Origin of the sequence: Sphaerotilus sp., assembly GCF_013299175.1 — a bacterium.
Taxonomy (GTDB): domain Bacteria; phylum Pseudomonadota; class Gammaproteobacteria; order Burkholderiales; family Burkholderiaceae_C; genus Sphaerotilus.
Genome location: NZ_JAAFKF010000009.1, coordinates 1 through 24,979 on the forward strand (window position 1 = coordinate 1; position 24,979 = coordinate 24,979).

A 24,979-nucleotide genomic window follows, 5' to 3' on the forward strand; every position below is an offset into this window, starting at 1 on the left:
CCGTCTGGCCCAGGTGCTCGTCGCGCCGATCATCTCCGAGAAGGCCACCAGCATCGCCGAGAAGCACAACCAAGTGCTGTTCAAGGTGCTGCAGGACGCCACCAAGCCCGAGATCAAGGCCGCCGTTGAACTGATGTTCAAGGTCGAAGTGGACTCGGTGCAGGTCGTCAACCAGAAGGGCAAGACCAAGCGCTTCGGTGGACGCATCGGTCGCCGTGACCACGTCCGCAAGGCGTACGTGTCGCTGAAGGCTGGTCAGGAACTCAACTTCGGGGAGGCCGCGTAATGGCTGTCGTCAAGGTCAAACCGACTTCGCCTGGCCGCCGTGGCGTCGTCAAGGTGGTTCACAAGCACCTGCACAAGGGCGCTCCGGAAGCTTCGCTGCTGGAACCCCAGAAGCAGAACTCCGGCCGTAACAACAACGGTCACATCACGGTTCGCCACAAGGGCGGTGGTCACAAGCACCACTACCGCGTGGTCGATTTCGTGCGCAACAAGGACGGCATCCCCGCCAAGGTCGAGCGCATCGAGTACGACCCCAACCGCACGGCGCACATCGCCCTGCTGTGCTACGCCGACGGCGAGCGTTCGTACATCATCGCTCCCCGTGGCCTGGAAGCCGGTCAGACGGTCCTGAGCGGCGCCGAGTCGCCGATCAAGGCCGGCAACACGCTGCCGATCCGCAACATCCCCGTGGGCTCCACGATCCACTGCGTCGAGATGATGCCCGGCAAGGGCGCCCAGATCGCCCGTTCGGCCGGCACCTCGGTGACGCTGATGGCGCGTGAAGGCGTCTACGCCCAGGTGCGTCTGCGCTCGGGTGAAGTGCGCAAGATCCACATCGACTGCCGCGCGACGATCGGCGCAGTCTCCAACGAAGAGCACAACCTGCGCCAGTACGGCAAGGCCGGTGCGATGCGTTGGAGGGGCATCCGTCCGACGGTTCGCGGCACTGCCATGAACCCGGTGGACCACCCGCACGGTGGTGGCGAAGGCCGCACCGGCGAGGGCCAAGCGCCTGTTTCGCCGTGGAACACCCTGACGAAGGGCTACCGCACCCGCAACAACAAGCGCACGCAGAACATGATCGTGTCGCGTCGCAAGAAATAAGGGGTAGTAGCTCATGTCTCGTTCACTGAAAAAAGGTCCGTTTGTTGACCACCACCTGCTGAACAAGGTCGAGAAGGCTGTCGCTATCAAGGACAAGAAGCCCATCAAGACCTGGTCGCGCCGTTCGACGATCCTGCCCGAGTTCATCGGTGTCACGATCGCCGTTCACAACGGCAAGCAGCATGTGCCCGTGTACGTGACCGACCAGATGGTCGGCCACAAGCTGGGCGAGTTCGCGCTGACCCGTACGTTCAAGGGTCACCCGGCGGACAAGAAAGCCAAGCGCTAAGGAGCGGCGACGATGGAAACTCAAGCAATCGTCCGCGGCGTCCGCCTGTCCTGCGACAAGGGTCGTCTGGTGGCTGACCTGATCCGCGGCAAGAAGGTCGGTCAGGCCCTCGACATCCTGGCCTTCACGCAAAAGAAGGCCGCCGGCATCATCAAGAAGGCGCTGGAGAGCGCGATCGCCAACGCCGAGCACAACGACGGCGCTGACATCGACGAACTCCGCGTCACCTCGATCTACGTGGAGCAAGGTGCCACGCTGAAGCGTTTTTCCGCACGGGCCAAAGGCCGCGGCAACCGCATCAGCAAGCCCACCGCGCACATCTACGTGACCGTTGGCAACTAAGGCAGGAAGAAATCCATGGGACAGAAAATCCATCCGATCGGTTTCCGCCTGCCGGTCACGCGCAACTGGTCGTCGCGCTGGTACGCCGGCAACCGTCAGTTCGCGGCCATGCTGGCTGAAGACATCGAAGTTCGCGAGTATCTGAAGAAGAAGCTCAAGAGCGCCGCCGTCTCGCGCGTCCTGATCGAGCGCCCCGCCAAGAACGCCCGCATCACCATTTTCTCGGCGCGTCCGGGCGTGGTGATCGGCAAGAAGGGCGAGGACATCGAGAACCTCAAGCTGCAACTCGCCAAGATGCTCAAGGTGCCTGTCGCCGTGAACATCGAGGAAGTGCGCAAGCCGGAAGTCGATGCGCAGCTGATCTCCGAATCGATCACCCAGCAGCTCGAAAAGCGCATCATGTTCCGCCGCGCGATGAAGCGCGCGATGCAGAACGCGATGCGTCTGGGCGCCCTGGGCATCAAGATCATGTCGGCCGGTCGTCTGAACGGCATCGAAATCGCACGCACCGAGTGGTACCGCGAAGGTCGGGTGCCGCTCCACACGCTGCGCGCCGACATCGACTACGGCTTCTCGGAAGCCAAGACCACCTACGGCATCATCGGTGTCAAGGTGTGGGTCTACAAGGGTGACCGTCTGGCCAATGGCGAAGCGCCGGCTGCCGCACGCGAAGAGCGTCCGGAAGACGACCGCCGTCGCCGTGGTCCGCGCAATGACCGTCCGGGCGAACCGCGCCGTGGCGCACCGCGTGGCAACAACGACCGCCGTCCGGGTGCTCCTGCTGGCGCACCGGCGGGTGAAGCGGGCGTCAAGCGCGTGGTGCGTACCGTTGCACCGGCCGCCCCCAAAGGAGAATAAGGAATGTTGCAACCGTCGCGTCGCAAGTTCCGTAAGGAACAAAAGGGCCGCAACACCGGCGTCGCCACCCGTGGCGCTCTGGTGGCGTTCGGTGAGTTCGGTCTGAAGGCCACGGAGCGTGGCCGCATCACCGCTCGCCAGATCGAAGCTGCCCGTCGTGCCATCTCGCGCCACATCAAGCGCGGTGGCCGTGTCTTCATCCGCATCTTCCCGGACAAGCCGATCTCGCAAAAGCCGGCCGAAGTGCGGATGGGCAACGGCAAGGGCAATCCGGAGTACTACGTGGCTGAAATCCAGCCGGGCAAGGTGCTCTATGAACTCAATGGTGTGCCGGAAGCGTTGGCCCGTGAAGCCTTCACGCTGGCTGCCGCCAAGCTGCCGCTGCGCACGACCTTCGTGTTGCGCCAGTTCGGTACCTGAGCAAGGGGAACATGAATGAAAGCTTCTGAACTCCGCGCCAAGGACGTTGCCGCGCTCGAAAAGGAAATCAGCGATCTGCTGAAGGCCCATTTCGGTCTGCGCATGCAAAAGGCAACGCAGCAACTGACCAACCACACGACGCTGCGCAAGACGCGCCGTGACATCGCTCGCGTCAGGACCATCCTGACCGAGAAGAAGAAGGGAGCCGCCCAATGAGCGAAGCCCAAGTCCAGGTCCAAGACCAAGCTGCTGCTCCGGCGCAGAAGAACACCCGCACCCTGGTCGGCCGCGTGGTCAGCGACAAGCGTTCCAAGACGGTCACCGTCCTGGTCGAGCGTCGCGCCAAGCACGAGCTGTACGGCAAGATCGTGGCCCGTTCGCGCAAGTACCACGCGCATGACGAGACCAACGAGTACAAGATGGGTGATCTGGTCGAAATCTCGGAAAGCCGCCCGCTGTCCAAGACCAAGAACTGGGTCGTGACCCGTCTGGTCGAGAAGGCACGTCTGGTCTGAATCCGACCCGACACATCGAAACCGGCATGCTGGGATACTGGCTGCCGGTTTTTTTATTTTGAATGGAGATTTCTCATGTTGAAGATTGGTGACCAACTGCCCGCGGGCACCCTGTTCGAATACGTCGAGATCGAGGGCAACGGCTGCGCGATCGGCCCGAACGCCTTCGATGTGGCCAAGGAAACCGCGGGCAAGAAGATTGCCATCTTCGCGTTGCCGGGTGCCTACACCCCGACCTGCTCCGCGCAGCACCTGCCCGGCTACATTGCCCAGGCCGAGGCGTTCAAGGCCGCTGGCGTGGACGAAATCTGGTGTGTGTCGGTCAACGACGCCTTCGTGATGGGCGCCTGGGGCCGTGACAACGCCGCTGCCGGCAAGGTCCGCATGATGGGTGACGGCGGCGCACTGTTCACGCAGGCGACCGGCCTGGTGCTGGACTTGACCGCCAAGGGCTTCGGCGTGCGTTCGCAGCGTTACTCGATGCTGGTGGACAACGGCGTGGTCAAGACGCTCAACGTCGAAGGTCCGGGCAAGTTCGAGGTCAGCGACGCGGCGACGTTGCTGGCCCAGGCTCAGGGATAAAACGCGGCGAGCGTGTAGCCAGCGATGCGCTGGTTGGTGCTGGTGAATTCCAGGCTCCAGCTCGCATCGCTCTGCGCGGCCAGGGTGTCCCTCTGCCGGAATTCAGTCGGCGTCAACACCCGGCGGAGCACCACTGCGCCAGCCATGTCGGTCAGGCTGAGTTCGATGTGCGGTGCGGCGATGGCGTAACCCACCCGGTTGTGCAGCGTCACGCCCAGCACGTAGCTGTCGGCGTTGGGCGGGCGGCTGAGGGTGGTGCTATCGACGACCAGCGCGTCGAGCTGCTGAGGAGGCGCCAACTGGCAGTGCCACTGCAGGCAGGCACGCGCCAGCAGCGACTGCGTGGTGGGCCAGCGGGCAGCGATGAGGTCGTGCCAGTGCTGGCCGATCTGCAGCACCAGGGTCACCGCCAGCCCGATGGCCGCACCACCGAGCATGACGCGCACCAAGGGGCGCTCCCAGCGGGCTTTGCTGTCGGCACGGCGCACAAACTCGGGGAGCGACACCGTATCGAGGGTGGACTCTGGCAGATGGTGCGGATCGGTGTCCTCGGGGGTCTGCGTGCGGGATGACGTCAGCGGCGTCACGATCTCTGCCGGCGCCGGCAGTGGCTCCACTGACACGGGTTCGGCTGCCTCGCCGAGGCTCAGATCCAGTGTTTTTTCGAGATCATCAGGGATGGGTCGTGCTGCCAGCGGTGGCGGTGCGGGTTCGGCTGCCAGCGGTGGCGGCGGCGGCGGTGGCGGCGGTGGCGGCGGTGGCGGGGTCGGCATCAGCGGGGCAGGTGCCGAGGGCCACTCCAGCGGCAGATCGACATCGGGTCGCCCATCGCGGCGCAGACGTGCGGCGGCAAAGGCACTGAACGCCTCGGAACGGAATTCGAGCGTGGTGGCCGGGTAGGCCGTTTCGTCACTGGAGGGCGCGGGGTCGAGATCCGGTTCCGCGAACAGGCTGTCCGGCACCGGCTCCTCGAAGCTGGAGCCGCGCAGGAACTCGGGCGCCAGTGGGGGCACCGGCAGGGTCGTGTCGGCGCTCGTCGTGCGCCAGGCACCAGGGTCGGGCTGGGTCGGCGCCATGCCGCGCTCCGGCTCCTGGACCGAAGGATCCCAGGTGGCGGCGCGGCGGGTGCTGATTTCCACCCGTTTTTCCACCCGCTTCGGGGCGGGCATCGGGGTGGGAGCAGCCGGTGACGATGACCGGTTCTGCAGGGCTTCCTGCCGCTCGCGCAGCACCTTGCCATCCGAGAACATCGCCGGACGCGTCTCCATCCAGGCCGGATCGTTCGGGTTGCTGGTGGCGGGGACGGCCAGATCCGGTGAAGGTTCTGGCGTGGTGGTGTCGCGCCGGGACAGGTCGAACAACCCTTCCAGCGCGTTGAACACCTCCTGGCAATGCCCGCAGCGAACCCAACCTTCGGAGATCTTCAGTTGGTCCTGCACCACCCGGAAGACGGTGCCGCAGGAGGGACAGGATGTGGCCAGACTCATGCCGGAATCATGCCATTGCCACCCGGTTTCAGGGGCGGCGGGCGGTCAGCAGCACCCAGCCATCTTCACGGTCTGCCACTTCCAGCGCGAGCCACGGGGCATACGCTGCCTGCAGCTCCTCGATCTGGCGCTCCAGCAGACCGGCCATCACCAGCGAGCCGCCCGGTGCGACATGGCCGCTCAGCAGCGGCGCCAGCAGCTTCAGCGGCGCGGCCAGGATGTTGGCCAGCACCACGGGGTACTGTCCTTCGGCCAGATCGGGCAAGCCGACCCGGCGCAGGGTCACGCCATTGGCCGCCGCATTGGCCCGGCTCGACTCGACTGCCGCGTAGTCGATGTCCACGGCGTCGATGTCCACCGCACCGTGCAGCCCGGCGCCGATGGCCAGGATGCCCGAGCCGCAGCCATAGTCGAGCACCCGCGGCCACGGGTTCGCCAGATCGGCATGGCGTGCGATCCAGCGCAGGCACATGCGGGTGGTCGGGTGCGTGCCCGTGCCGAATGCCAGGCCCGGATCCAGCCGCATCACGCGCGTCGCGCCTTCCGGCGGCTTGTGCCACGAGGGCACGATCCAGAATGCGGACGTGATCAGCACCGGCTCGAACTGTGACTGCGTGAGACGCACCCAGTCCTGGTCCGCCACCGGGTACAGGCCCTGGACGTGCAGATCGGTGAAGGCGCTCGCGCCATCGTCGCCGTCCTGGGCCAGCAGCAGTGTGCAGGCGTCGGTGGCTGCGTCCTCGTCGTTGAACAGGGCCTTGACGACGGACCGCTGCCAGCCGCTGATGCTGGCCGACAGCGTCGCGGGCATCCCCGGTTCACCGAAGATGGGGGCCTCGTCGGGCGTGTCGGCGTCCGCGTCCTCGACGGTGACGGCCAGCGCATCCAGCGCGTCCATCAGCACGTCCGACACCGCATCGACCTGATCGGCCGGGCACAGCAAGGTCAGCTCGATCATCCCAGCGTCTTCCGTGCCGCCAGCCAGCCTTCCAGGTAATGGATGCTGGTGCCGCCTTCCATGAACGCGGCGTCCGCCATCAGTTGCCGGTGCAGCGGGATATTGGTCTGGATGCCCTCGACCAGCATCTCGCTCAGCGCACTGCGCATGCGGGCCAGCGCCTGGTCGCGCGTGTCGGCGTGGACGATGATCTTGCCGATCATCGAGTCGTAGTTCGACGGCACGACGTAGTTGCTGTACGCATGGGAATCGACGCGCACGCCCGGTCCGCCCGGCGGGTGCCAGACCGTGATCCGGCCGGGCGACGGGGTGAACTTGTACGGGTCTTCTGCATTGATGCGGCACTCGACGGCGTGGCCGCGCTGGGTGATCTGCTTCTGCGTGAAGGGCAGTTCCTCGCCAGCGGCGATGCGGATCTGCTGCTGCACGATGTCGATGCCGGTCACGAGTTCCGTCACCGGGTGCTCGACCTGCACGCGGGTGTTCATCTCGATGAAGAAGAACTCGCCGTTCTCGTACAGGAACTCGAAGGTGCCGGCGCCGCGGTAGTTGATCTTGCGGCAGGCGGCGGCGCAGCGTTCGCCGATCTTCTCGATCACCTTGCGCGGGATGCCCGGCGCCGGTGCTTCCTCGATGATCTTCTGGTGGCGGCGCTGCATCGAGCAGTCACGCTCGCCCAGCCACACGGCGTGCCCGTGCTGGTCGGCGAGGATCTGGATCTCGATGTGGCGCGGGTTCTGGAGAAACTTCTCCATGTAGACGGCCGGGTTGTTGAAGGCCGCGCCGGCTTCCGCCTTGGTGGTCTCCACCGAGTGCAGCAGCGTCGCCTCGGAATGCACCACGCGCATCCCCCGCCCGCCGCCACCACCCGCCGCCTTGATGATCACCGGATAGCCCGTCTCGCGGCCCATGCGGATGATTTCCTTCGGATCGTCCGGCAGCGCACCGGCAGAACCCGGCACGGTCGGCACACCGGCCTTGACCATCGCCTCCTTGGCGGAAACCTTGTCACCCATCAGGCGGATCGACTCCGGGCGCGGACCAATGAAGGCGAATCCGCTCTTCTCGACACGCTCGGCGAAGTCGGCGTTCTCCGACAGGAAGCCGTAGCCAGGGTGGATCGCTTCGGCGTCCGTCACCTCGGCGGCCGAGATGATCGCGGGCATGTGCAGATAGCTCTTCTGCGACGCGGCGGGGCCGATGCACACGGCTTCATCGGCCAGCTTGACGTACTTCGCGTCGCGATCGGCTTCCGAGTACACCACCACCGCCTGGATGTCCATCTCGCGGCAGGCCCGCTGGATGCGCAGCGCGATCTCGCCGCGGTTGGCGATCAGGATCTTCTTGAACATGATGGCGCGGGCCTTATTCGATGATGAACAGCGGCTGTCCGTACTCGACGGCCTGGCCGTTCTCGACGAGCACCTTGGTGACGGTGCCGTCCACGTCCGACTCGATCTCGTTCATGATCTTCATGGCCTCGATGATGCACACCGACTGGCCCTTCTTGACGACCGTGCCCACATCGGCCAGCGCCTTGGCACCGGGGTTGGAGGCGCGGTAGAAGGTGCCGACCATCGGCGACTTGACGACATGGCCGGTGATGACTTCGGCCACCGGAGCGGCCGGGGCGGCGGCGGCCACCGGCATGGCGTGCGCCATCGGGTGCATGGGCTGGCCGGGGTAGTGCGCGGCCATCACCATGGCGGGGGCGGCACTTTGCTTGACGATGCGCACCTTGCCGTCGGCTTCGGTGATCTCCAGCTCGGAGACATTGGATTCCGACACCAGATCGATCAGGGTCTTCAGCTTGCGAAGGTCCATGGGGGCTCCGTGATTCTCGGGTTGCAGTGGGTGGGGCAGTTGGATGTGTGCCCCACTTGCCGGCGTCGGCCCTGTCGCGTCGGTGTGCGTGCAGGACTCGCGTCAAGATGGGCCGTGTTGCCGCGGGTTTGTCAGCCAAACCCCAGACTTTACGCGCTTTTCAGTTCCATTCGATGACGGTCTGTACAAATTGAGACCCGTTCGGCGGGGTGCGCGATGATGCCACGCGCCAAGGTTCATGCAAGAACCAAACCGTTCATCCGGTGGTGCCGCGCTGCACGGCGTCGGCCCAGGATTGCAGTTCTTGCACATTGGTCTCGCCCAGCTTGCGGTGGAGCACCTGCCCGTCCGCGCCGAGCACCACGGTATAGGGCAACCCCCCGGTCGTGTTCCCCAATTGGCGCGCCAATTCGGTGCCACCAAAGCCCGCCAGCCCGATCGGAAAGCCCACCGGCGTCTTCTTCAGGAACTCCCGCACCGGCGTGGGGCCATCCACCGCCAGCCCGATGACCTGCCAGCCCGCGGCGCCGCGGGCTGCCTGCGCACGCGCGAAGGCGTCGAGCAGCGGCATTTCCTTGACGCACGGCGGGCACCAGGTCGCCCAGAAATTGACCAGCAGCGGCCGTCCGCGCAGGCCCGCCAGGGCCAGCGTGCCACCTTCGGGGCGGTCGAATTGCAGCGACCAGAGATCACCGCCGCCGCTGTTCGATGCGGCCGTGGTCGGGGTGGACGCTGTGGCTCCCGCGATGGCGGGGGCTGCGTTCGGGTGGTGGCGTTCGGTGGTGCGCTGGCGGGCAAGCCAGCCTGCGCCACCGGCAACCACCGCCACCCCGGCGCTCCATCCCACCCAGCTTCTGCGGTTCATGGTGTGTCCTTGTCAGTCTTGTCGGTCATCAGGCGTTGCAGACCGGCCAGATCACCGCGCTGCGTGCGGCCTTGGGCATCGGGCTTGAGCGCGCCGCGCAGGTCGTCATGGTCCAGGATGGTGAGGAACACCGTCACCGGCTCGCCCAGCGCGTCACAACGCTGCGACAGGCTCAGCACGTCCACCGGCTGGTGGCGCGGTCCGTTCACGCTGCCCACGTCGTAGTCCACGCCCTGGTTGATCAGCGCCAGTTCGGCCGACTTGCAGTCATCGCAGTAGAGCTGCAGGTGGACGGCGGAGAGCCGTGTCGCCGTGCCGCGCCAGACCGCGCCGGTCAGGTGGGGGCGGAACTCGGCCAGCCGCGCCATCCACAGCGCCGCCACCGTGCGCAGCGCCGCCAGTTCCAGCGGCTGCGTGTCGGCGCAGAACACCGACAGGTACTCGCGCACGGCGTCTTCCACCGTGTCGTTGTCCGGCATGTTGACGCTGCGCGACGCCCCTCGGCCCAGGTCACGCGCGGCGCGGCGCTTGGCGGGGCCGTATTCGAGGCCCTCCTCGACCACCAACCGGGCGGCCATCGCGGCGATTTCTTCGGTCAGTTCACGCATGGTGTCCGGTGGAAGTCAGGGCGGATCAGGGCAGAGGCACCGCGCCCATGCGCGCGGTGATCGATGCGGCACGGTGGACCAGATACGGCGAGCCGGGCCGCTGCTCGAACCGCTTGGGCGCGGGCAGCATCACCGCCAGCCGCGCGGCCTGTGCCGGAGCGAGCTGGTGCGCTTCGACGTGGAAATAGTGCTGCGCAGCGGCCTGTGCGCCAAAGACACCTTCGCCCCACTCGACGCTGTTGAGGTAGATCTCCAGGATGCGCGGCTTGCTCAGCAGCCCTTCGAGCATGAAGGTGATGAGGAACTCCTGGCCCTTGCGTGCGGCGGTGCGCTCGCCGGAGAGGAAGAGGTTCTTGGCGAGCTGCTGGCTGATGGTGGAGCCGCCGACCACCTTCGGCTCGACCTTGCGGCGGGCGGCCACGGCCTCGGCGCGCTGGTTGCGCTCCCAGGCTTTTTCCAGCGCGTCCCACTCGACACCGCTGTGGTCGTTGAATCCGGCGTCCTCGCTGGCGATCACGGCGCGCTGCAGGTGGGGGCTGATGCGGGTGCGGTCCCGCCACGCCTGGCTCCAGAGCACACGGCCCTGCTCGGTCGCCAGACGCCAGATCTCGCTGCGCTGGAAGGGCGTGGACTGCGGATCGACCACCGCCATCAGCGCAATGCGCAAGACGAAGTAGAGCTGCAGCGCCACCGCACTCAACAGCAGCAGCGCCAGCAGCCGCCAGAGGTGGCCACGCCAGGGCGGGGTCTTGGTGGCCATGGCCGGTCAGCGCACGCCGTCCACTTGCGCCCGCAGCGCGGCCAGCACCGGCGCCGTCTCGGGCCGCACGCCGCGCCACGCGAAAAACGACTCGGCCGCCTGCTCCACCAGCATGCCCAGCCCGTCGCGGCCGGTGGCGCCGTGCCGCGCCGCCCAGTCGAGGAAGGGCCGTGCGCCTGTGCCGTACATCATGTCCACTGCCAGCGCACCGTGTCGCAGCACGCTGGCCGGCACCGGCACCCCCGCGCCGGCGAGGCTGCTGGCCGTGCCGTTGATGACCACGTCGAAGGCGGTACCGGGCGCGTCCAGTGGCGCTGCGCACAGGGCGACGCCGTGGTCGCGGGCCAGATCGGCATGGCGATCCACCAGGGCCTGCGCCTTGTCGGCCGTCCGGTTGGCGACGGCCAGCACCGCAGGCCCCGCCTCGATCAGCGGCCCCAGCACCCCAGCCGCCGCGCCGCCCGCACCGATCAGCAGCACCCGCCGACCGGCCAGCGCCACACCGGCGTTGACCGTGATGTCACGCACCAGCCCGACGCCGTCGGTGTTGTCGCACCACCAGCCCTCGGCGTCGAAGCGCAGCGTGTTGGCCGCTTCGGCGCGCTGGGCGCGGGGGGTGCGGCGGGTGGCGAGTTGCCATGCCTCGAACTTGAACGGCACGGTGACGTTGCCGCCCCGTGCGCCACCATCGGCCAAGGCGCGCACCGTGTCCGTGAAGCGGTCCAGCGGGCTGAGCAAGCGGGTGTAGGCGATCGACTGCCCCGTCTGGGCGGCGAAGCGGGCGTGGATGTCGGGGGAGCGGCTGTGCTCCACCGGGTGGCCGATCACGGCGTAGCGGTCCATGGCAGGGGCGGGCAAAGTGAAACGGTGGAGAGGGCGGGCGGGACGCTCACTGCGCTGCGGGTGCGTTCTTGGGCGTGGTGTCTTCGACCGAGGCTTGCACCCCCTGGTCCCGCGTGAAGCGGAAGCGCGACACGAACACCAGCCGGTCGAACTGGCCGCGCATGGCCGGCGTGAAGTGGCCGTAGGGAGCGGCACCGCGCACGATGGACTGCGCCTTGCGGTCCAGCGCCCGGTTGCCCGAAGTCTTGATCACCTCGGCCTCGACCACCCGCCCCAAGCTGTCCACTTCCATCAGCATGCTGAGTTCGCCGTAGAGCTTGGCACCTTCGGCTTCGGGGAAGTTGCGGGTGCCGATGTCCTCGATGCGGCGGCGCAGCGCGTCGTAGTAGAGGGCGTGGACGCCTTCGCGGGCGGATGGGCTGACGTAGCGCCGGCGGGGGCGGGCGTTTTCGTCGTTGATGCGCTTCTCGATCTGGGCAAGCTGGTCGATGAGCTGGCGGCGGCGCTCTTCCTCGGCGTAGGCGGTGGACGGCGTCTTGTTGGCCGCCTGTACCGGGTCGGGGGTGTTGAGCTTGGCGAGTTCGCGCTTGATCTGGGTGAGCAACTGGGTCTGCTGCGCCTGCATCTGCTCGATCTGGCGCGTGGCGTCGTCGATGGCGTTGCCCGCTTGATCGGCAGGCGAGGGCGGCAGCGGGGAAGTGGCGGTGCCTTTGTCCGCGTCGCCGCCACCGGCCAGGTTGCGCTGGGCGATGACCTGCGCCTTGGTCGGCTTCTCGGCGGTACTGGCGTTGACGAGCACCACCTCCAGCGGCGTGTCCTGCAGGATCCGGTCGAACGCCTGCGGATCGACCACCCGCACCATCAGCACCGCCGCGTGCAGGCCGAGCGACAGCAGCAAGGCGGTCTGGAGGGTCGAGAGTTGCTTGAGGCGCTGCATCTTGGATCGGCGGGGACGGAGGCGGAAATCAGGTGGCCGATGGTACCGGGGCCGCCGGCTCCGTTGGTGCGGTGGGGGTGCCCTCGGCGTCGTCCAGGTCGATGGCCAGTGCCAGCCCGGTGGCCGCGGCTTCGGCGCCTTCCTCGGCGTCGTCGTCGGGTACGGCGTCGTCGTCGCTGCGGGTCGGGTCATCCAGCCGGGTGAGCACGCTGCCGCCGATGTCCAGCGTCAGCAGATCCGGCTCGCCCAGCCGCACCCGCACCCGCGCACCGCGTGGCATCGCGTCCGCCCCGGCCGCGCGCAGCACCAGCGGCAGCGTGTCGGCCCGCACCAGCCCGTCCTTCATCACCGCGCAGTCGAGTTCGGTCACGCCGTTCTGCGTCAGCCAGCGCAGGGTCCAGAAGCGTTCGACGGCGTTCTGGAAGCCGTTGTAGGCCGAGTAGGCGGTGTCGAAGCCCGAGATGATCGCCATGAGCGTCATGTCCTTGGGCTTGAACGGGGCGACCAGCGCCGCGGTCTTGCCGTGGCGGGCGCAGGCAATGATCTGCCACTGGTTCACGAGGTCCACGTAGCGCCGCAGCGGCGAGGTGGCCCAGGTGTAGTGCGCGACCCCCATGCCGGCGTGCGGCTGCGCACGGGTGGACATGCGGACCTTGACGCCCGGCGCCATGCTCGCCTGGCTGCGGTAGATGCCCGGCACGCCCAGCTCGGCCAGCCAGCCGCCCCAGGTGTTGTTGGCCAGGATCATGGCCTCGGCAACGATGGTGTCGAGCGGGGCGCCGCGGCGGCGTTCGCTGATCTGGACCGTCTCGTGGCCGATCGGTGGCTCCACGGGCGACTGGCCTGCGGCATCGACGAGCTTGAAGTTGTAGTCCGGCCGGTTGAAGTTCTCCGGCTTGCCGCGCACGACCTCGCGCTGCGCCTTGAGGTGCTTCGCCAGCCGGAAGCCGAAGGCCAGCTCGGCCGCGAAGGGGAAGTCGGCCGGCGCCGCGCCCGTCAGCGCCGCCTCGGTCACCACCGCGTCGAGCTTGTCGTGGCGCAGATTGGCGGCGATCGGCACCCGCTCCAGCTTCGTCTCGCTGGACAGTACCGTCAGCGTGGCCTCGTCCATCGTCACGTACAGCGACACGGCTGGGCAGTCGCGGCCTTCCAGCAGCGTGTAGGTCTGCACCACGTCGTCCGGCAGCATGGTCAGCTTCCAGCCCGGCATGTAGACGGTGGAGAGCCGGTCGCGCGCCACCTTGTCGATGGGCGAATCCGGCGCGATGGCCAGCGCGGGCGCGGCGATGTGGACGCCGAAGACGATGGTGCCCGTGCCCAGGCCCTGCACCGACAGCGCGTCGTCGATTTCGGTCGTGGCCGAGTCGTCCACCGAGAAGGCCCGCACGGGGGCCAGCGGCAGCGCATCCTTGATCTGCGGGGCGGTGAGCGCGGCGGGGAAGCCAACGCCCTTGGGAAAGGTCTCGAACAGGAAACGCCGCCAGTGGAACTGGTAGGGGCTGTCGATCGCCTTGCAGTCCAGCAGCAGGTCGAGCGGTGCGCGCTGCGACCGCTTGGCCGCTTCGACCACGGCCTTGTATTCCGGCCCGTTCTTGTCCGGCTTGAACAGGATCTTGTACAGCTCGTTGCGCACCGGCTGCGGACACTCGCCAGCGATCAGCTCGGTGGTCCAGGTCTCGATCTGTGCGGCGACCTGCGCCTTCTTCTCGATGGCGAGCAGGGCCGCCTTGACGATGTCCTCGGGCGCCTTGCGGAACAGCCCCTTGCCCATGCGGCGGAAGTAGTGCGGCGCATGGAACAGCTTGAACAGGGCGGCAGCCTGGTGCGCCGGGCCGGCCTTGGCGTCGAAGTAGTCGCGTGCCAGATCGGCGAAGGCGAACTCGTCCTCGGGCGCGAATTCCCACGCCAGCTCCAGCTCGATCTCCTCGGCCAGCCGCTGGCCCTCGGCGATCAGCTCGGCGGGCGAGGGCTTGTCGAACTTGAGCAGCACATTGGCGGCCTTGACCTTGACACGCTTGCCGGAGTCCAGCTCGATCTGCATCGAGCTTTCGGCTTCCGACATCACGCGCCCGGCGAGGAATTTTCCGGCGTCTTCGAAGAGGGCATTCATAGGGGAGGGATTGTCGCCGATGGCTGCCCGGCGTTCCTGTTGGCGGCACCCGTCACCAGCATGCCTTGCGCGGATCAGCACATCCCATGACCGCATGTCTTGCGCTAATTTTGTTACGAATTGTCGTTATTTGCCGTGCGATGTGAAGAAGTTGTGAGAACTAATGCGTGGAACGTTTTGGTCCAGTTTCGATAATGGCAGGACAAATCCCCGCCTATCCCCGCCTATTCCCACCTGACACCAGGACAACCATGCATCCCCACCCCCTGAGTCACCGCCGTGTCGGCTGGCTGACCACCTTGGCCGCCGCGGCACTGCTGACCGCCTGCGGTGGCGGCGGCACGGACAGCCCCTCTGCCCAGGCCGATGCCGTCGAGAACACGGCGACGCCGAACATGCGCACCCTGGCCGTCGCGGACCCGATGACCACGGCGCTGGCCACGGGCAATGCCGCCGGCGTCACGCTGGCCACCGTCACGGCCACGACCAAGACCCTGCTGAGCACGCAGCAGACCGGCTACGCCGCGCTCAAGCAGGCCCTGTTCGGCCTGAACGCCAACGGCACGGCCAACGCCACCAGCCTGACCAGCCTCGACTGGGATCCCTCGCACGACTCGTCCTGGTTCACGCTGCTCGACAGCACCCAGAACCAGGCCATCCTGCCCACCAACTGGAGCTACGGGAGTGGCAACGCTGGCACCAGCACCACGCTGGCGGTGGCTGGCACCAACGCCGCCGGCAATGCCCGCTACGCCGCCTTCGGCGGCAACCCCTTCGGCGTGCCCGGCAATGCGTCGATGGACAAGTTCCTGCTGAACACGGTGGCCTGGCTGACCAGGCGCACCACGTTCACCAACCTCAAGGTCGTTACCGCCCACCTGCCCGGCACCGAGACCTACTGGTTCCCGCACGAGAACAAGACCCGCACCTGGTTCACCAGCAAGTACCCCGGTGTCGCCCTCAACGGCGTGGTCACGGGCGCGGCCACCCAGGCCGACAACCGCTGTGACGGCGACAAGCTCGACGCCTGCCTGCAAGGGGCCGATCTGCTCGTCATCGGCCGCGAGCAAGGCCCGAACGCCTACAACGGCGCCACCGTCATGCAGGCCGTGCTCAACGCGCAGGGCCGCGGCATCCCGGTGCTCTATCTCCACCACTACCGCGACACCAACGACCTCTCCGGCCGGATGCTCGACTACTTCGGGCTGGGACAGGTCAACAACTACTGGTCGCAGAACGGACTCAAGGGCTTCAACCCGGCGACGCTGCCGGCCATGCCGAACAACCTCGCCGACGTGCAGGCGCTGGTGAACCGGCTCGACACGGGCACCTTCACCTCCACCTGGAGCGGCTGCACCACCTCGGGCCGCATCAGTTGCTCGGGTGACGCCACCTACATGTCGCAGTTCGGCACGCCGGCCGAGGCGATCCGCACCGCGCTGCGGGCGCTGGACGCCAATGGCACCGCCATCTTCTCGCGCTCCGGCTACACGCTGGAGAAGCTGCTGGTGCTGCTGGGCGACAAGTACCGCGAGACGGTGGCTTACCCGCTCAACAAGGCCACCAGCGGCGCGACCTTCTATCGCGCCTACTTCTCCGACATGGCCGCCTACGTCCACCGGCCGTCTGCCAGCGTCGCCAAGAACCTGGGCAACTTCTCGAACCTGATCCCCACCACGGTGGTCGCCCAGACCCGCACCGCCACGGTCACGCCGCCGCTGACCGGCACGCGCGACCACATGACGGGCCTGTACGTCATGCCCGGCCGCACCGTCACGCTGACCCGCACCGACACCGGCCCTGGCGTGGTGCAGTTCGGCCTCAACATGCTGCGCGACACCACCTGGGTCTTCAACCAGCCGACCGGCCTGGACCGCCCGACGCAGTTGACCGCTCCCCGCTCGCCGCTGAAAGCTGGCCAGACGGTGACGATCACCAGCCCCTACGGTGGCCCGCTGTTCCTGCACGTCGATGCGGCAGCCGGCACGGTGCCCGCGGTGGCCGTGCAAGTGACCGGCGTGACGACCCATCCGGTGCTGCGCAACGCCAACGACGCCGCCCAGGTCACGGCCTTCAACGCCGAACTGGCCGCAACCCCCACCAACTGGGTCGGCATCACCACCGACACCCTGACGCTGCACTCGACGCTGGCGAACTTCCGGTCCAGCATGGCCAGCTACGGCGGCAACCTGTCGAAGCTGGTGGGCGACACCTGGACCTACACGATCAAGGACACCTACGAACTCGCTGGTTTCAACTCCGCCACCGCCGGTCAGTACGTGCTCGCGCCGGCCGTGACCAGCTTCTGCGCCCTCAAGGGCTGGGACTGCACGGGCACGCAGCACCGCCGCGATGTCATGCAGCACGTCGTCAGCGATGTCCACGCGGCCTGCGGCAACGGCTGCAGCGGCAACCCGTATGACCAGGACTGGGCCTTCACGCCGCTGGGCTGGGGCGAAACCCACGAGATCGGCCACAACCTGCAGCGCGGCCGGCTCAACATCTACGCGGGCCAGTCGGGCGAGGTGTCCAACAACATCTTCCCGGTCCACAAGCGCACGCAGTACAACCTGTCGCCGGCCGGGGTGGCCACGCCGCTGGTCGATCGGGCGGGCACGGGGCTGGTGGTGTTCAACGCGCTCAAGACGGCCCTCGGCCAGCCGGTTCCGGTGGACGCGGCCCAGGCCAGCCTCTGGGGCAACACCGCCTACGCCGCCAACAACTCGGAGCGGGTGATGTTCTACCGGCAACTGGTCGAGCACGCGCGCTACTACAACGCCAACCTCGGCGACGGCTGGGCGGTACTGAGTCTGGCCTACCTGCTGGACCGCAACCTCGACGCCAGCCAAGCCACCTGGGCGGCGTCGGCGGCGAAGTTCGGCTTCGGCACCTACGCGGCGGCGTATCCGTCAGCGATGAGCGGCAACGACTTCTTGCTGATCGCCAGCTCCTTCATCATCGGCCGTGACATGCGCCCCATGTTCGACCTGTGGGGCGTGAAGGTCACGGCGGCGGCGAGTGCCCAGGTCGCGGCCTACAACTTCGCGCCGTCGGGCAAGCTGCTGTTCCCGATGAGCCAGGTCAGCCAGGTGCCGGCGAAGGTCGGGGCGCCGATCGTGATGAGCACGGCGGCGGTCTATCCGGCTGGTTACTGAGTCGGAAGGGCGGGTTGGCGGCTCAGACCGTCAGCCCGCCCGCCACTTCCAGCACTGCCCCATTGACATAACTCGCCTCGTCACTCGCCAGGAAGGCATACACATTGGCGATCTCCTCCGGCGTGCCCAGCCGGCGCAGGGGCACTTCGGCGCGCATCCCGTCGAGCACCTTGTCTGGAATCGTCGAGAGGATCGGCGTCTCGATGAAGCCCGGCGCCACCGCGTTGACGCGGATGCCCTTCGGCCCGAGTTCGCGGCTCCAGGTCTTGGTGAAGCCGATCACACCGAACTTGCTGGCGGCGTAGTTGGTCTGGCCGAAGTTGCCGTAGATGCCGACTACCGAGCTGGCGTTGAGGATCACGCCCGAACCTTGCTCGACCATCGTGTCCACCACGGCCTGCGCGCAGTGGAAGACGGCGCGCAGGTTCACGTCGATCACCGCGTCGAACTGCTCGATCGTCATCTTCTGGAGCCGGGCGTCGCGGGTGATGCCGGCGTTGTTGACCAGCACGTCGATGCGGCCGAACTGCGCTTTCACGGCGGCGACCATCGCATCGACCGCCGCCCGGTCGGTGACGTTGACGGCGAAGCCCGCCGCCTGCGCGCCGATGGCGTGGCATTGTGCGACGGCGGCGTCCACGGCTTGGGGCTGCATGTCGCAGACGATGACGACGGCGCCTTCGCGGGCGAATTTCAGCGCCGTGGCCAGACCGATGCCCTGGGCGGCGCCGGTGATGATCGAAACCTTGTCTTTCAGTCGCATGGAGAAAACACCTCAGTCCAGTTGCAGAAACCGGCGCATGGCCGGCAGGTGGTCGTCGAAATCGCTGAGTGCGTGGTCGCCCCCGTCGAGCAGGTGCAGCTCGGTCGCGGCGTAGCGGGCGGACATCTCGCGCCAGTCGAGCACCTCGTCGCCCTTGGCCACCCAGGCTTGATACCGTGATGGCTCACGCAGTGCGCCCGGCGTCATCGCCCGCAGCGCGTCGATGAACTCGGGGCGGAAGAAGAAGTGGTCGGCCGGGTCGTGCCACGCGGTTTGCTCGCCGATGTACTTCGCCAGATCGCGGGCGGGATCGACGGCCGGGTTGACCAGCACGGCGCGGCAGCCATGGGTTTCGGCGAACACGGTGGCGTAGAAACCGCCCAGCGAGCTGCCCACCACGGCGCGGGTGTCGGCGGGCCAGTCGCGGGTGCCTGCTTCGACCAGCGCCACGGCGTCGGCGGGCGAGGGCGGCAGTTGCGGGCACCACCACGTCAGGTCTGGCCGGTGGGCGGCGACCCAGGCGGCCATCGTCTGCGCCTTCATCGACTGTGGCGAGGAGCGGAAGCCGTGGAGGTAGAGGAGGTGGGTCGTGCGGGCGTGCTGGTTGAGCATGGCGGCTGCGTCACCCCTTGCGGGCCAGCGCCTCCAGCAGCTTCCCATGCACGCCGCCAAACCCCCCATTGCTCATGCACAGCACCTGGTCCCCCGGTCGGGAGAGCCGCACCACCGCGTCCACCAGCTCCGGGATCGAGTCGCAGACCCGCGCCTGCTTGCCCATCGGCGACAGCGCCTCGCGGGCGTCCCAGGTCAGGCCGGCGCTGTGGCAGAACGACAGATCCGCCTCTTCCAGCGCCCACGGCAGTTGCGACTTCATCGCGCCCAGCTTCATCGTGTTGGAGCGCGGCTCGAACACCGCCAGGATGCGCGCCGTGTCGCCGATGCGGCGGCGCAGGCCATCGACGGTGGTGCGGATCGCCGTCGGGTGGTGGGCGAAGTCGTCGTAGACCTTCACGCCGCCCGCCTCGCCGCGCAGCTCCATCCGCCGCCGCACGTTCTCGAACCGGCTCAGCGCCTCGCCTGCCACCGCCGGCGTGACGCCCACCGCTTCGGCTGCACCAATGGCGGCCAGTGCATTGAGCTGGTTGTGCTCGCCCAGCAGCGGCCACTCCACGCGGCCGACCTTCATGCTGCCGCGCAGCACGTCGAAGGCGTGTGGCTCGCCGCGGCTGCGCAGCGCACCGGGCTCTTCCTTGCGGGCGCCAAAAAACTGCACCGGTGTCCAGCAGCCACGCGCGATCACCGTCTTCAGCGCGTCCTCGCGGATGTTGACCACCAGCCGTCCCTGCGACGGCACCGTGCGCACGAGGTGGTGGAACTGCGTCTCGATGGCGGCCAGGTCCGGGAAGATGTCGGCGTGGTCGTATTCGAGGTTGTTGAGGATGGCGGTGCGCGGGCGGTAGTGGACGAACTTGCTGCGCTTGTCGAAGAAGGCGGTATCGTATTCGTCGGCCTCGATGACAAACGGCGATCCCGCGGCGACCCGGCCGAGACGCGCCGAGACGCCGAAGTTCTGTGGCACGCCGCCCACCAGGAACCCCGGCTCCAGCCCGGCCGCTTCGAGCACCCAGGCGAGCATCGAGGTCGTCGTGGTCTTGCCGTGCGTGCCGGCGACAGCCAGCACATGCCGTCCCTGCAGCACGTTCTCCGCCAGCCACTGCGGCCCGCTGGTGTAGGGCAGGCCGGCGTCGAGGATCGCTTCCATCAGCGGGTTGCCGCGGCTGACGACGTTGCCGACGACGTAGAGATCGGGTGCCAGCGCCAGTTGGTCGGGGGAAAAACCTTCGATCAGGTCGATGCCGAGGGCGCGGAGCTGGTCGCTCATCGGCGGGTAGACGTTCGCGTCGCAGCCGGTGACGCGGTGGCCGGCTTCGCGGGCCAGTGCGGCGACACCCCCCATGAAGGTGCCGCAGATGCCGAGGATGTGGATGTGCATGGGGGCGGATTCTAGGAGGGCGCAGGGGCTGCAATCACGCGGGTGCGCCCTAGACTGGGCGCACCGTTTGAAAGGATCTGTTCATGCGCATCGGCCTCCTCACCGGCGGTGGCGACTGCCCCGGCCTGAACGCGGTGATCCGCGCTGTCACCAAGTCGCTGATCCGGCAGTGCGGCGCCGAGGTGATCGGCATCGAGGACGGCTTTCTCGGCCTGATCGAGCGCCGCGTCCGCCCGCTCGGCTGGGACGACGTGAGCGGCATCCTCGCCATGGGCGGCACCATCCTGGGCACCAGCAACACCGCCAGCCCCTTCGCGTGGCACGGCGCGGACGTGTCTGCGGAGGTCATCGCCTACCAGCGCGCACTCGGGCTGGACGCGCTGGTGACGATCGGCGGCGACGGCACGATGACGATGGCCGCACGGCTCGGCGCGGCGGGCGGGGTGCCGATGGTGGGCGTGCCCAAGACGATCGACAACGACATCGCCGGCTGCGAGCGCAGTTTCGGCTTCGACACGGCGGTGGCCACCGTGACCGACGCGCTGGAGCGGGTGCAGACCACCGGCCAGAGCCACGGCCGCGTGATGATTGTCGAGACGATGGGGCGCTACGCGGGCTGGATCGCACTGGAGGCGGGCATCGCGGGGGCGGCGGACGTGATCCTGCTGCCCGAGATCGGCTACGACGTGGCGCACATCGCCGAGGTCTGCCGCGCGCGCCACGCCCGCCGACGTGCCACGCTGATCTGCATCGCCGAAGGCGCGAAGCCGGTGGGCGGCGCGATGACGGTCGAGCGCACCGTCGAAGGCAGCCCCGACCCGATCCGCCTCGGCGGCGTCGCCCACGCGCTGCGGGCGCAGTTGCAGCCGCTGCTGGCCTGTGAGGTGCGGGCGACGGTGCTGGGCCATGTGCAGCGGGGTGGCAGTCCGACGCCGTTCGACCGCGTGCTGGCGACGCAGTACGGCAACGAGGCGGCGCGGCTGCTGCGGCGTGGGGACTTCGGGCGGATGGTGACGCTGCAGGGCGGGTGCCTGGGGAGCGTGGCGCTGGAGTCGGTGGCGGGGGTGAACCGGTGTGTGCCGGGGGACCATGCGCTGTTGGGTTGTGCGCGGGAGATTGGTGTTTGTCTTGGGGACAGGGATCCGGCCCGATAATCGATAAATTCCTGATCGGTAATTTTGACCCGGACGAAGCGACAAGCCCCGGGGTTCAGCCCGGGGTCGAGCGTTCAAGCCGGAACGGCTTGTCAAGCGACATGTATGGAAATACAGTTGTCGGATGGAAGCCGTGAAGACCCTCAAGCTACGGATCAAGGACAAGCACGCGGGCGTGCTGTCCTTGATGGCGCGCGAGGTCAATCAGGTGTGGAACTACTGTAACGAGACCAGTTCGCGGGCGATCCGCGAGCGCGGAAAGTGGCTGAGCGGGTTCGACCTGCAGAAGCTCACGGCGGGGTACTCGAAGTGCGAGGGCGTGCGGATCGGTAGCGCCACGGTGCAACTGGTGTGCGAGGAGTACGCCACCCGGCGCAAGCAGTTCAAGAAAGCCCGGCTCAATTGGCGCGTGTCGAACGCGAAGGCGGCGAAGTATTCGCTGGGCTGGGTGCCGTTCAAGGCGGGCGGCGCGAAGTACAAGGCCGGGCAGATCGCTTTTCTCGGGCACAGGTTCAGTCTGTGGGACAGCTACGGGCTGAGCCGGTTCGATCTGCGCGCAGGATCGTTCTCGCAGGACGCGCGCGGCCGGTGGTACCTGAACGTGTGCGTCAAGGTGGACGTGCTGAAGTCGGCTGGCACTGGGCTGATCGGTATCGACCTCGGCCTGAAGACTGCAGCGACGTGCTCGGACGGCGAAGAGCTGGCGTCCGGCCTGTACCGCAAGCATGAGGGCGCGCTGGGGATCGCCCAGCGAGCCGGGAAGAAGGACCGGGTGCGCGCGATCCACGCGAAGATCGCCAACACGCGCAAGGACGCGATGCACAAGTTCAGCACCGGGCTGGTCGAGCGCAACGCGGCGATCTTCGTCGGGAACGTGCAGGCGAAAGCGATGGTGAAGACTCGGATGGCGAAATCCACGCTGGACGCCGGGTGGTCGATGATGAAGACGATGCTGGAATACAAGAGCCATCAGGCCGGCATCGTGTTCGAGGAGGTGAATGAAGCCTACACAACCCAGACCTGTTCGCGCTGCGGGGGCATACCCGCCAGCAGTCCGAAAGGTAGGACAGGTCTGCGAATGAGGCGATGGACATGCTGCGATTGCGGAGCGGAACACCACCGCGACGTGAACGCCGCCAGGAACATCGCCGCGCGCGGACATGCGCGTCTCGCAGGAGGAATCCCCGTCCTTTAGGGCGGGGAGGATGTCAAGCTCAGTCCGCGATCACCAGCGTCTGCATCGCAGCCCACTCCTGCCCACCGGCCAGCCGCACCCGGTCGCCGATCTGTGCCGCCTCGACGCACAGCATCTGCAGCCAGTCGTCGTCCGGCATGTCCGGCAGCGCGGCGCATTTCTCCGGCCCCGGGTTCCACACCACCACGTCATCGAACCCATGCGACTGGATCAGCAGCCGCCGCCCCGTCTCGCGCAGCGTCAGCTCCTTCGGCGCGTTCCAGTAGATGCGGTCGATTTCCTGCGCGATCGTGACCACGTCGATCCACTGCTGGCGCGGCTGGTCGAGCACGGCGTCGTGGTAGTTCTGGTCGAGCAGCCCTTCCAACTGCGCGTGGCGCACGTCGCCGCAGCCGAGGTAGGTGTGCAGCGCAGCCTGGAACTCGAATGCCGCCTCGCCCGTGTTGAGCACCGCCAGCTCCATCTCCAGCCGCCGGTCATCGACGCTGACGGTCAGCTCCAGCGTGAAGGCGTGCGGCCAGATCGCGCGGGTGGCCTCGTCATCGCTCAGGGTCAGCACCGCGAAGGCGTGTTCGCCGCGGACCTCGGCCACCTGCACCTGCCACGCCCGGTTGCGGGCGAAGCCGTGCTTGGGCAGCGGGCCTTGCTGGTTGAACTGCGGAAAGATCACCGGCACGCCGCCGCGCACCGCTGCCCCGACACCGAACGTCGTCTCGGACGACAGGTAGAGCTGTTCCTCGTGACCCGCCGGAATCCACGACACGACGTGCGCACCGTGCAGCAGGATGGTGGCCTGCGCACCATTGGGCGAGCGCAGTTGGACAGCGGGCTGACCGCCGAACGAGATCGGCCCGGTGGGGTAGAGGGCGCGGGGCTGGTCGTGTGCGTCGGTCATGGCGGGTGTTCCTTCGCTCACAAGCTGCGCAGCACGTCAGCGGCGACGGCGACCGTCTCGGCGATGTCGGCGTCGGTGTGCGCGGCGCTGACGAAGCCGGCTTCATACAGCGCCGGGGCGATGTAGACGCCGCGGTCGAGCAGGCCGTGGAAGAAGCGGTTGAAGCGCGGCTGGTCGGTGGTCATCACGGTGGTGTAGTTCTGCGGCAGCTCGGGCATGAAGAAGAAGCCGAACATGCCACCTTGGCTGTCCACCGAGAACGGCACGCCGGCCGCATCCGCCGCGCCCTTCAAACCGTCCACGAGCATTCGGGTCTTGCGCGAGAGGTCGTCGAAGAAGCCCGGCTTGCGGATCTCGCGCAGCGTCGCCAGACCGCAGGCGGTGGCGACCGGGTTGCCGCTGAGCGTGCCGGCCTGGTAGACGGTGCCGAGCGGGGCGAGGTGTTCCATGATCCGGCGCGAGCTGGCGAACGCGGCCAGCGGCATGCCCCCGCCGATCACCTTGCCGAACACGCTGATGTCCGGCGCGAAACCGGGGATCGCTTCGGCGTACAGGCTCTGCGCACTGCCGAGGGCGACGCGGAAGCCGGTCATCACCTCGTCGAACACGAACAGCGCACCGTGCTGGTCACACAGTTCGCGGATGCGCTTGACGAACGGCACCTGCGCCCGCACGAAGTTCATGTTGCCCGCGATCGGCTCGATCATCACGCAGGCGAGTTCCGGGCCGTGCAGGCGGAAGGCTTCTTCGATCTGTTCGAGGTTGTTGTATTCGAGGACCAGCGTGTGCTGCACGACTTCCGGGGGCACGCCCGCCGAGGTCGGGTTGCCGAACGTGGCCAGCCCGGAGCCGGCTTTGACCAGCAGCGCGTCGGCGTGGCCGTGGTAGCAGCCTTCGAACTTGATGAACTTCGACCGCCCCGTGGCGCCACGCGCCAGCCGGATCGCGGTCATCGCGGCTTCGGTGCCGGAGCTGACGAGGCGGATCTGCTCGGCGCTCGGCACCAGCGACAGGATCTCCTCGGCCAGCTCGACCTCGCGCTCGGTCGGGGCGCCGAAGCTGAAGCCCTCGGTCGCCGCCTGCTGGACCGCCGCGAGCACCGCCGGGTGGCCGTGGCCCAGGATCATCGGACCCCACGAGCCGATGTAGTCGATGAACCGCTTGCCTTCGGCGTCCCACATGTAGGGGCCTTGGGCGCGGGCGATGAAACGCGGGGTGCCGCCCACCGCACGGAAAGCGCGCACGGGAGAATTCACGCCGCCCGGAATCACCTTCCGGGCACGTTCGAACAACTGGTCGTTGGTGGTCATCGGTCT

27 protein-coding genes are annotated in these 24,979 nt (G+C 67.6%); 12 read left to right on the forward strand and 15 right to left on the reverse strand.

Annotated features, from left to right (window positions below; translation table 11 throughout):
* The 9 genes from rplW to QZW52_RS02905 form a co-directional block, all read left to right on the forward strand.
* On the forward strand, positions 1-286 hold a 286-nt coding region (gene rplW, locus QZW52_RS02865; RefSeq protein WP_293995022.1), incomplete at its 5' end, for a 50S ribosomal protein L23.
* On the forward strand, positions 286-1,110 hold the full coding sequence (gene rplB, locus QZW52_RS02870; RefSeq protein WP_293995025.1) for a 50S ribosomal protein L2: 825 nt from the start codon (positions 286-288) through the stop codon (positions 1,108-1,110). The genes rplW and rplB, both read left to right, overlap by 1 nt.
* A 13-nt stretch (positions 1,111-1,123) precedes the next feature.
* Positions 1,124-1,399: a 30S ribosomal protein S19 gene (rpsS, locus tag QZW52_RS02875; protein ID WP_179633150.1), complete on the forward strand. Its 276-nt coding sequence runs from the start codon at positions 1,124-1,126 to the stop codon at positions 1,397-1,399.
* 12 nt (positions 1,400-1,411) lie between these two features.
* Entirely contained in the window at positions 1,412-1,741 is a 330-nt protein-coding gene (rplV, locus tag QZW52_RS02880; protein ID WP_179633149.1) for a 50S ribosomal protein L22, read from the forward strand.
* A gap of 15 nt (positions 1,742-1,756) precedes the next feature.
* Entirely contained in the window at positions 1,757-2,599 is an 843-nt protein-coding gene (gene rpsC / locus QZW52_RS02885; protein WP_293995032.1) for a 30S ribosomal protein S3, read from the forward strand.
* 3 nt (positions 2,600-2,602) lie between these two features.
* Positions 2,603-3,019, forward strand: coding sequence for a 50S ribosomal protein L16 (gene rplP, locus QZW52_RS02890; RefSeq protein WP_293995035.1), 417 nt, complete (start codon positions 2,603-2,605; stop codon positions 3,017-3,019).
* Positions 3,020-3,034: 15 nt separating this feature from the next.
* Positions 3,035-3,235, forward strand: coding sequence for a 50S ribosomal protein L29 (gene rpmC / locus QZW52_RS02895; RefSeq protein WP_293995037.1), 201 nt, complete (start codon positions 3,035-3,037; stop codon positions 3,233-3,235).
* Positions 3,232-3,534 (forward strand): 30S ribosomal protein S17, encoded by a 303-nt coding sequence (gene rpsQ, locus QZW52_RS02900; protein ID WP_293995040.1) that lies wholly within the window; start codon positions 3,232-3,234, stop codon positions 3,532-3,534. Before rpmC ends, rpsQ begins: the two co-directional genes overlap by 4 nt.
* Positions 3,535-3,609: 75 nt before the next feature.
* Positions 3,610-4,116, forward strand: a complete 507-nt coding sequence (locus tag QZW52_RS02905) for a peroxiredoxin (protein ID WP_293995042.1) — start codon at positions 3,610-3,612, stop codon at positions 4,114-4,116.
* Here the strand turns inward: QZW52_RS02905 and QZW52_RS02910 are convergent.
* The 10 genes from QZW52_RS02910 to QZW52_RS02955 form a co-directional block, all read right to left on the reverse strand.
* The gene (locus QZW52_RS02910) at positions 4,107-5,603 is read right to left on the reverse strand and encodes a zinc-ribbon and DUF3426 domain-containing protein (RefSeq protein WP_293995045.1); all 1,497 of its coding nucleotides are present in this window, start codon (positions 5,601-5,603) and stop codon (positions 4,107-4,109) included. The genes QZW52_RS02905 and QZW52_RS02910 overlap by 10 nt on opposite strands.
* A gap of 28 nt (positions 5,604-5,631) precedes the next feature.
* The gene (gene prmA, locus QZW52_RS02915; RefSeq protein WP_293995048.1) at positions 5,632-6,561 is read right to left on the reverse strand and encodes a 50S ribosomal protein L11 methyltransferase; all 930 of its coding nucleotides are present in this window, start codon (positions 6,559-6,561) and stop codon (positions 5,632-5,634) included.
* A complete protein-coding gene (gene accC / locus QZW52_RS02920; protein ID WP_293995051.1) occupies positions 6,558-7,913 on the reverse strand; it encodes an acetyl-CoA carboxylase biotin carboxylase subunit in 1,356 nt (451 codons plus the stop codon). The genes prmA and accC overlap by 4 nt, the downstream gene beginning before the upstream one ends.
* A 13-nt stretch (positions 7,914-7,926) precedes the next feature.
* On the reverse strand, positions 7,927-8,385 hold the full coding sequence (accB, locus tag QZW52_RS02925; protein ID WP_293995054.1) for an acetyl-CoA carboxylase biotin carboxyl carrier protein: 459 nt from the start codon (positions 8,383-8,385) through the stop codon (positions 7,927-7,929).
* A 256-nt stretch (positions 8,386-8,641) separates the two neighbouring features.
* Positions 8,642-9,250 carry a TlpA family protein disulfide reductase gene (locus QZW52_RS02930; protein ID WP_293995055.1) on the reverse strand — a complete coding sequence of 203 codons (609 nt, stop codon included), beginning with the start codon at positions 9,248-9,250 and terminating at the stop codon, positions 8,642-8,644.
* Positions 9,247-9,858, reverse strand: a complete 612-nt coding sequence (locus QZW52_RS02935; RefSeq protein ID WP_293995057.1) for a hypothetical protein — start codon at positions 9,856-9,858, stop codon at positions 9,247-9,249. Before QZW52_RS02935 ends, QZW52_RS02930 begins: the two co-directional genes overlap by 4 nt.
* A 25-nt stretch (positions 9,859-9,883) precedes the next feature.
* Positions 9,884-10,618, reverse strand: a complete 735-nt coding sequence (gene mtgA, locus QZW52_RS02940) for a monofunctional biosynthetic peptidoglycan transglycosylase (protein ID WP_293995061.1) — start codon at positions 10,616-10,618, stop codon at positions 9,884-9,886.
* Between the two features lie 6 nt (positions 10,619-10,624).
* On the reverse strand, positions 10,625-11,461 hold the full coding sequence (aroE, locus tag QZW52_RS02945) for a shikimate dehydrogenase (RefSeq protein ID WP_293995064.1): 837 nt from the start codon (positions 11,459-11,461) through the stop codon (positions 10,625-10,627).
* A gap of 46 nt (positions 11,462-11,507) precedes the next feature.
* Positions 11,508-12,398, reverse strand: coding sequence for an energy transducer TonB (locus QZW52_RS02950; protein ID WP_293995066.1), 891 nt, complete (start codon positions 12,396-12,398; stop codon positions 11,508-11,510).
* A 28-nt stretch (positions 12,399-12,426) separates the two neighbouring features.
* Entirely contained in the window at positions 12,427-14,508 is a 2,082-nt protein-coding gene (locus tag QZW52_RS02955; RefSeq protein ID WP_293995068.1) for a ribonuclease catalytic domain-containing protein, read from the reverse strand.
* 251 nt (positions 14,509-14,759) lie between these two features.
* Between QZW52_RS02955 and QZW52_RS02960 the strand changes: the two genes are divergently transcribed.
* Positions 14,760-17,663: an ImpA family metalloprotease gene (locus tag QZW52_RS02960; RefSeq protein ID WP_293995070.1), complete on the forward strand. Its 2,904-nt coding sequence runs from the start codon at positions 14,760-14,762 to the stop codon at positions 17,661-17,663.
* A 22-nt stretch (positions 17,664-17,685) separates the two neighbouring features.
* Here the strand turns inward: QZW52_RS02960 and fabG are convergent, their stop codons facing one another.
* Genes fabG through mpl form a run of 3 tightly spaced genes read right to left on the reverse strand, consistent with a single transcriptional unit; the run spans position 17,686 to position 20,419 of the window.
* Entirely contained in the window at positions 17,686-18,426 is a 741-nt protein-coding gene (gene fabG / locus QZW52_RS02965; protein WP_293995072.1) for a 3-oxoacyl-ACP reductase FabG, read from the reverse strand.
* Positions 18,427-18,438: 12 nt separating this feature from the next.
* Complete coding sequence (locus QZW52_RS02970) at positions 18,439-19,038, reverse strand: YqiA/YcfP family alpha/beta fold hydrolase (protein ID WP_293995074.1); 600 nt, start codon at positions 19,036-19,038, stop codon at positions 18,439-18,441.
* Positions 19,039-19,048: 10 nt separating this feature from the next.
* On the reverse strand, positions 19,049-20,419 hold the full coding sequence (gene mpl / locus QZW52_RS02975; RefSeq protein ID WP_293995076.1) for a UDP-N-acetylmuramate:L-alanyl-gamma-D-glutamyl-meso-diaminopimelate ligase: 1,371 nt from the start codon (positions 20,417-20,419) through the stop codon (positions 19,049-19,051).
* A gap of 83 nt (positions 20,420-20,502) precedes the next feature.
* Between mpl and QZW52_RS02980 the strand changes: the two genes are divergently transcribed.
* Both QZW52_RS02980 and QZW52_RS02985 read left to right on the forward strand, forming a co-directional pair.
* Entirely contained in the window at positions 20,503-21,573 is a 1,071-nt protein-coding gene (locus QZW52_RS02980) for a 6-phosphofructokinase (protein WP_293995078.1), read from the forward strand.
* Positions 21,574-21,697: 124 nt separating this feature from the next.
* Positions 21,698-22,768, forward strand: a complete 1,071-nt coding sequence (locus QZW52_RS02985; protein WP_293995081.1) for an RNA-guided endonuclease InsQ/TnpB family protein — start codon at positions 21,698-21,700, stop codon at positions 22,766-22,768.
* 19 nt (positions 22,769-22,787) lie between these two features.
* Here QZW52_RS02985 and QZW52_RS02990 read toward each other — a convergent pair whose 3' ends face one another.
* Both QZW52_RS02990 and hemL read right to left on the reverse strand, forming a co-directional pair.
* Positions 22,788-23,663 (reverse strand): D-hexose-6-phosphate mutarotase, encoded by an 876-nt coding sequence (locus QZW52_RS02990; RefSeq protein ID WP_293995084.1) that lies wholly within the window; start codon positions 23,661-23,663, stop codon positions 22,788-22,790.
* 17 nt (positions 23,664-23,680) lie between these two features.
* Positions 23,681-24,973, reverse strand: coding sequence for a glutamate-1-semialdehyde 2,1-aminomutase (gene hemL / locus QZW52_RS02995; protein ID WP_293995088.1), 1,293 nt, complete (start codon positions 24,971-24,973; stop codon positions 23,681-23,683).
* Between the last annotated feature and the right edge of the window lie 6 nt (positions 24,974-24,979).